Genomic DNA, 6000 nt, shown 5'->3' with positions numbered 1-6000 from the left:
TTGGTGCTAGTGTCAAGGGGGCGACGTGTCGATCCGGGTATTGCGCCACGATTGCATTTTCGTCCCCATTATTCTCCCATGGCGCGCAGCGTTCCTTTGTTTGTGGGTGGGTTCGAGTCCGGCCTCACGCACCAGAAGTCGAACGTACCCTGTCAGGGGCCGTTCGCGAAAAAGCGCTGCCGGTCGGCTGACCGCAGCGCTTTTTTGTTGATGCCGGCTTCCTCGCCACACATCCGGACCTCGTCCGAGCAATCGGCCGCGTGTAATATCGTGCTCGCTTTTCATACAAGCAGCACGACGACACCGAGGGGCCACCGATGCAACACACCTTCCGTATCCCGATTTCCATTCTGGCGCTGATGCTGGCCGCGCCGGCCTTCGCCAATACGCCTGCCGACAATATCGCGTGGAGCGCCAAACCCGTGAAGACGGTCGCATCGTCGTCGGCATGCACCGCGTACTCGGGGCGCCCAATATCGGGCAACGGCCAGCCGCTGTCGACCGAGGGCGTGCTGAAAACGCTCGGCACGTTGGCGGCCGGCGCCGCGCTGGGTGCCGTCGCCGGCGGATATCAGGGCGCAGCCCCGAATCCGTGTCCGCTGCCTGGCCTGTGATTCGCTGGCAAGCGGATCGCGGAGCGCGCCGCTTCAACTGAAGCAAACACGATACGAAGCGCCGCGCGTCGCCTGACCGCGGCGCTTCGTCGTTTCCGGTGCGCCTATTCCCAGAAGCTGCGGATCGCGACGGCCACGATCACCGGTACCGAGAACACCAGCGGAATCGCGAAATACTGCGCTTCGCGATCGACGACCCAGCTATAGATCACCCACGCCGCACCGATCGCGAACGTGATGAGCCCGACCGTCACGGCGGCGATGTTCAGGGCCAGCTTCGACGGCTGGCGGCGCGTTTTGGTGTTGTCATTGTCGCGCGGGGACGATTTCATCGGAAGAGTGCGGCCTCGTGCCGGAACAGGGGTAAAGACACAGGAAACCCCATCCGCACGGATCGCGCAAGGGCCGGCGTGGGCCGGCCCCGTCACGTCCGTTCCCGCGCGTTACAACCCGAACGACGCGGCCAGTTCGTCGAGCAGTTCGCGCTGGAACGCGACGAACCGCTCGCCCGGCTGCTGCGCGATCGCCAGGTCGAGCATCGGATCGGCGACCTCGGTGCGCACGCCTGCCAGTTCCTCGACGATCGCGAGCCCGCAGAACGGCACGTACGCCTCCGAATAACCGCCTTCGTGAACGATCACGAGCCGCCCGCCGCAATGGCGCTGCGCGGCTTGCTTCACCGCGCGCGTCATGAACCGGTAGCTGTCGGTATGCAGCTGCATGCGCGCGAGCGGATCGACCGCGCTCGCGTCGAGGCCGCTCGCGATGACGATCAGCTCGGGGCGGAAGCGCGCGAGCGCCGGCAGCACGATCCGCTCGAACGCATACCGGTACGCGTCGTCGCCGCTGCCGGCGAGCAGCGGCACGTTCAGGTTCGCGCCGATGCCCGCGCCTTCGCCGCGATCGTCCGCGCCGCTGTAGCCGGGCGGGAAACAGCGGTCCTGGTGCAGCGAGATCGTCAGCGTATCCGGATCGTCGTAGTAGATCGACTGCGTGCCGTTGCCGTGATGCACGTCCCAGTCGATCACCGCGACACGCTCGATGCCGTGCTTCGCGCGTGCGGCCTCGATCGCGATCGGGATGTTCGCCAGCATGCAGAAGCCCATCGGGCGGTCGCGCAGGCAGTGATGGCCGGGCGGTCGCGACAGCGAGAACGCATTCGCCGCGCGCTCGCCGACCACCGCATCGACCGCCGCGATCGCGAGGCCGGCCGACAGCGCGGCGATCTCGTAGCTGCCCTTGCCGAATGGCGCGAGATCGCCGAGGTCGCCGCCGTTTGCGTCGCTGAGGGCGCGGAACGCGTCGAGATAGTGCGCCGGATGAATGCGCAGCAGGTCGGCCGTCGTCGCGGGCGCGGCGCCGCGCAGGTCGAGCTGCGCGGCGAGGCCCGACGCCTGTACGAGCGACAGGAAGCGGCGCTTCGAATCGGGCGATTCCGCGTAGCCGGCGCTCGACGGCGGCTGGACCCAGCCGCCGACCGGGAAGAACAGCGCGTGCGTGCCGCCGGTATGCCAGAAAGTGCGTTCGTCGGTGAAAAAGGCAGTGCGATTCATGGAGGCGTGACCTGTCACGGTTGGGAGGAAACGGAAGGGCGTGCGCGGCGATCGATGTGGCGCAGCGCGGCGAACGACACGATCGCGACGGCCGTCGCGGCCACGAACAGCGTGCGCATCGTGCCGCCGGCGTCGAGCATCAGGCCGGCCAGCAGCGGGCCGGCGGCGAGCCCCGCGCCGATCACGAAATTGAGCGTCGCGACGAGGCGGCCCGACGTGTCGATCTGCGCGACCGTCGCGAGGATGAACGGCAGCACGAAGGTCCACGCGAACTTGAACGCGAAGATCGCCGCGCCGTAGCCGCCGGTGTCACGCATCGCGGCGAGCGCGACGAGCGACGCCGCGAGCAGCGCGTAACCGGCCGCCAGCATCGCGCGCCGGGCGAGCCGGCCGCCCGCGCACGACGCGAGCGCCGCGCCGGCGATCCCCATCACGCTCGCGATCGCGAGCACGTTGCCGGTCGTCTGCGGGTCGAGCCCGGCCTCGGCCGCCGCGCGGCTCGCGAACGTCCACACGCTGCCGATCGCGAGATAGAACGTCAGCACCGCGCCGATGGCGAGCACGACGAAGTGTCGCGGCGTGGGCGGCGCATCGCCGCGCGCGGTGCGCGAGGCTGCCGTCCGCGCGCCGAGCGACGACGGAAAGCCGCGCGACAGCGGCGCCGCGAGCAGCGCGAGCCCGGCGAGCGCGACGTACAGCGCGCGCAGCCCGAACGCGACGAACACGTGCGGCAACACGAACAGGCCGATCGCGCCCGCGATCAACTGGCCGACGACCCACAGGCCGTACACGCGGTCGCTGTTCTGGCTCGTCGCCGCGCTCGTCATGCAGAGCACCATCAGCGAGCCGCCGCCGAGCGCGGTGACGGCGCGCAGCGCGAGCAGCGCGGCGAAGCCCGGCATCCACAGCGCGGTCAGCAAGTTGCCCGCGCCGAACAGCGCGACGGCGAACGCGGCGACGCGGCGCGCGTCGATGCGGCCGAGCCACAGGTACGACGGCACGGTCGCGAGGCTGAACGCGCCGAGTTCCACGAAGAAGTAGGTGCCGATCTGCGACGCGGACAAGCCGAGTTGCGTCGCGAGCTGACCGGCGACGGCGGGCGCCACGAGCAGCAACAGCGGCGTGATGGCCGCGAACACGACGAGCGCGACCAGCGTCGAGCGCGCGAACGTCGACGCGCGGCCGTCGGGTGAGAGTGAAGCATCCGGGGACAGGGTCTTCATGGCGGGGTCTCGTTGAAGGAATCAAAACAGGTGGTACATGCCGACCATCGCGCCGAACTGCGACGCGCCGGCGAGCGGCGTGGGGTCGTATTCGTAGACGGTCTGCGAACTCTGGCCGCTGTTGTGCGCATAGCCGAGGTTCACGTAGGCGACGGTGCGTTTCGACAGTGCATACGTGGTGCTCGCGATGAACAGCGTCGGATGGCCGATCGTCGGCGTGTGCGAATCGGTGTGGTAGACGCCCGCGTTCAGGCCGATTCCGTTCGACGTCAGGTAGCGCGCGCCGCCCCAGACGATCGTGCGCGCCGCGTCGAGGTCGCCGGTGAGGCGCTCGACGCCTGCATAGACGGTGAGCGGCAGCGTGGCGAACGCATAGCGCGCGGCGAGCGTGCCGAGTTCGCGACGCCGCGCGGACGCGTCGTCGGCCGCCGATACGTCGCCGTGCGCCTGGTGCAGCACCGCGCCGACCGACAGGCCGTTGCTCGTGTACTGGCCGCCGAGCTCGAGCACGCGTCCGGCGCGCGTATTGCCGGCGACGCCGGCAGTCGCGGCGAGCGCCTCGACGTCGAAGCCGGCGAACGTCGGCGACTGGTATTTGACCGAATGGTCGATGAAGTTCGCGTTCATCGGCACGAGCACGCCCTGGCCGCTGTACGACCCGTACCAGAGCGGGTCGTAGAACAGCGTCTTGTCGAACAGCACGCTGAACTGGCGGCCGAGCGTGACGGAGCCGACCGGCCCCGCGATGCCGACGTATGCGCCGCGGAAGAACGCGTAGCCGGGCACGGTCGAGGTGCCGTCGTTGAGGTTGAGGCCCTGTTCGAGCTTGAACAGCGCGCGCCAGCCGCCGCCGAGATCCTCGTGACCCTTGATCCCGACCTGCGAAGGCAGGATGCCGTAGTTCTGCAACCGCACGGCCGAACGATGCCCGTCGGCGTGCGTCAGGTATTGCACGCCGGCGTCGAGCGCGCCATACAGCGTGAGGGCGGACTGCGCGTGCGCCGCGGCGCCGCATGCGGCCAGCGTCGCGGCGGCCGCGGCCGTGCGGATGAAGCGGGGTGTCGTCACGTGGGGTTCTCCATACCGTGCTGCATCGGTTTGTCGTTGGTGTTGTCGCGACGCAGTGTCCGCAGCGGGAAAACAGTCGAACAGTCGTCCAGATGAACGGTGCGGAAAACCCGCGGTGCACGGCATGAACGCCGCGCGATGGCGCAGTGCACCGTGCTGCGCAGCAGCAACGTGCGGCGCACCGTTCAAATGGATGGGGCTGGCGAGCGTTCCGGCGCCGTCGCCCGCCAAAAAAGCCGCTGGCTATAATCGGCCGGTGTCGTTGCGCACATCAGCAGCCCGACCGGGCAGGGGAGCGGAAAGTGAGGATCACGACGGATATCGGGCAGGATCTCGACGTGCTGCGCGACGTGCCGGCCGCCATCGTGCTCGACGAATTCGCGTGGCCGCCGCGGCCGTCCCGGCGTGCCGATTTCGACGGCGTCGCGCGCGGCGACGCGGCGCGGCGCGAACTCGGGCTGATGCTGCTCGACCTGTACGCGGTGGCCGCGCAGTCCGCCATCGGCGAATTCGAATGCCGGTTCTTTTCGCTGCTGCAGGCGCTCATTCCGTTCGATGCCGCGTGGACCGGCGTCGCAACCCACGTGCCGACCGGCCCGGTTATGCACAACAGCTTTTTGTACCGGTTGCCGCATGCGTTCTTCCCCGACTGGAAGCGCGTGCGCGATTGCGATCCGCTCGCGCACCGCACGTTGCACGGCGCGCACGGCCGCGCGGTGCGGCTGACGGTCGTCGAGCCGGGGCTCGATGCGCGGTTTCGCGACTGGTGCGTAAAGTACGGGCTCGCACAGCTGATGTGCGTGTGTACGCTCGATCGCCGCTTCGGCCTGACGACGTTCATGTCGATCTACCGCCAGGGCCTGAACCGGCCGTTCAGCGACGACGACGCGCGGTGTTTCGAGGACGTGATCCCGCATCTGGCCGCCGCGCTGACGATCAATCGCGCCGCGCAGCTCACGCGCGAACGCGCCGACACGGTCGCGCCGGCGGCGCGTGCGCTGTGCGACAACTTCGGGGTGCTGCACCATGCCGATCACGGTTTCGACGACGTGCTGCGCACCGAATGGCCGTCGTGGGCCGGCGCGCGCGTGCCGGAGCCGCTCGTCGCGCACCTGCGACGCCAGTCGGGCCAGCCGTTCGTCGGCGACGCGCTACGTATCCAGTGCGTGCCGGTTGCGGGGCTGTTCCAGATCGAAGCGCGGCCGCGCTCGCTGCTCGACCGGCTGAGCCCGCGCGAACTCGCGGCGATCCGCTATTACGGCGCCGGGCGTTCGCACAAGGAGGTCGCGCAGCAGATGGCGATCTCGCCGACGACCGTGCGTCACTACCTGCGCTGCGCGTACCGCAAGCTCGGCATGCACGACAAGAGCCAGATCGCCGGCGTGCTGGGCGCGACGGGCGGCGCGACCGACGACGAGGCGATGGAAGCCGGCGGGATGCCGCGCTGAGGCCCACGAACCCACGAACGGATGCGGCGCGATGCGCACTGCGTTGCCGGATTGGTTGTGTCCGCAACCATTGAGCGTTATGCTCGTCAGCTTC

6 protein-coding genes are annotated in these 6000 nt (G+C 69.0%); 2 read left to right on the top strand and 4 right to left on the bottom strand.

Annotation, left to right across the window (positions count from 1 at the left end; all coding sequences use genetic code 11):
- The first annotated feature begins 317 nt into the window (after positions 1 to 317).
- Entirely contained in the window at positions 318 to 614 is a 297-nt protein-coding gene (locus H3O04_RS07950) for a hypothetical protein (protein WP_011549602.1), read from the top strand.
- Between the two features lie 104 nt (positions 615 to 718).
- Here the strand turns inward: H3O04_RS07950 and H3O04_RS07945 are convergent, their stop codons facing one another.
- The 4 genes from H3O04_RS07945 to H3O04_RS07930 all read right to left on the bottom strand — a co-directional run bounded on the left by H3O04_RS07945 (position 719) and on the right by H3O04_RS07930 (position 4458).
- Entirely contained in the window at positions 719 to 946 is a 228-nt protein-coding gene (locus H3O04_RS07945) for a hypothetical protein (RefSeq protein ID WP_006478569.1), read from the bottom strand.
- Between the two features lie 111 nt (positions 947 to 1057).
- Complete coding sequence (locus H3O04_RS07940) at positions 1058 to 2167, bottom strand: class II histone deacetylase (RefSeq protein WP_034201611.1); 1110 nt, start codon at positions 2165 to 2167, stop codon at positions 1058 to 1060.
- 14 nt (positions 2168 to 2181) lie between these two features.
- Positions 2182 to 3390: an MFS transporter gene (locus H3O04_RS07935; protein WP_202587469.1), complete on the bottom strand. Its 1209-nt coding sequence runs from the start codon at positions 3388 to 3390 to the stop codon at positions 2182 to 2184.
- Between the two features lie 21 nt (positions 3391 to 3411).
- On the bottom strand, positions 3412 to 4458 hold the full coding sequence (locus tag H3O04_RS07930; protein ID WP_202587468.1) for a porin: 1047 nt from the start codon (positions 4456 to 4458) through the stop codon (positions 3412 to 3414).
- A 302-nt stretch (positions 4459 to 4760) separates the two neighbouring features.
- Between H3O04_RS07930 and H3O04_RS07925 the strand changes: the two genes are divergently transcribed.
- A complete protein-coding gene (locus H3O04_RS07925) occupies positions 4761 to 5906 on the top strand; it encodes a helix-turn-helix transcriptional regulator (protein ID WP_078040975.1) in 1146 nt (381 codons plus the stop codon).
- Positions 5907 to 6000 lie beyond the last annotated feature (94 nt).

The sequence above is a fragment of the Burkholderia sp. KCJ3K979 genome, assembly GCF_016759955.1.
GTDB classification, from domain to species: Bacteria; Pseudomonadota; Gammaproteobacteria; order Burkholderiales; family Burkholderiaceae; genus Burkholderia; species Burkholderia orbicola.
Note: the sequence above shows the minus strand (reverse complement) of the source record. Positions and strands in the feature narration are given on the sequence as shown.

Excerpts from the sequence above, each read along its gene's own strand:
- H3O04_RS07940 (WP_034201611.1), bottom strand. The coding sequence starts at position 2,167 with ATGAATCGCACTGCCTTTTTCACCGACGAACGCACTTTCTGGCATACC.
- H3O04_RS07950 (WP_011549602.1), top strand. The coding sequence starts at position 318 with ATGCAACACACCTTCCGTATCCCGATTTCCATTCTGGCGCTGATGCTG.
- H3O04_RS07935 (WP_202587469.1), bottom strand. The coding sequence starts at position 3,390 with ATGAAGACCCTGTCCCCGGATGCTTCACTCTCACCCGACGGCCGCGCG.
- H3O04_RS07945 (WP_006478569.1), bottom strand. The coding sequence starts at position 946 with ATGAAATCGTCCCCGCGCGACAATGACAACACCAAAACGCGCCGCCAG.